This is a genomic window from Pseudomonas sp. K8 (genome assembly GCF_014889455.1).
Taxonomy (GTDB): Bacteria; Pseudomonadota; Gammaproteobacteria; order Pseudomonadales; family Pseudomonadaceae; genus Aquipseudomonas; species Aquipseudomonas veronii.
In genome coordinates, this window is sequence record NZ_VJWO01000195.1 from 1 (window position 1) to 632 (window position 632).

The window sequence follows — 632 nt, forward strand, 5'->3', positions numbered from 1 at the left end:
GGCCGTAGACCATGGTCACGTACATCACCAGGATCCACAGCATGAACACGGTGCCGGCGATGTTGATGCGCGCGTTGTCGGCCTTTGCCGGGTAACCCGCTGCGGTCAGCGCCGCCTTGAGTTCGCCACCGAAGGCATCGCCCTTGGCCTTGAGCTCATCCTTGGTCAGGCCGGCGGCCTCGAACGAGGTCACCTGGGTGTTGCCCACGCTTACCAGCGCCAGCGAACCGGCGGCGGCAGGCTGCACGTCGTACGGCACACCCGCCTTGGTCAGCGCGGCGGTGGCCACGTCGCAGGAGCTGGTGAACTTGCGCAGGCCGACCGGATCGAACTGGAACGAGCAGGTGTTCGGGTCGGCAATCACGAGGGGCGGGGGGCTGCTGCGGGCTTCTTCGATGGCCGGGTTGGCGAAGTGGGTCAGGCCCTTGAACACCGGTATGTAGGTCACTGCGGCCAACAGGCAGCCGGCCAGGATGATCTTCTTGCGGCCGATGCGATCGGACAGCCAGCCGAAGAAGATGAAGAACGGCGTACCCAGGGCCAGTGCAGCGGCGATCAGCAGGTAGGAGGTGGTGGCATCGACCTTCAGCATGCTGCTCAGGAAGAACAGCGCGTAGAACTGGCCGCCGTAC

General features: G+C 65.2%; 1 pseudogene. It reads right to left on the bottom strand.

Annotated features, from left to right (window positions below):
* Window positions 1-632, bottom strand: a pseudogene (locus INT12_RS30945) (MFS transporter); the annotation flags it as partial.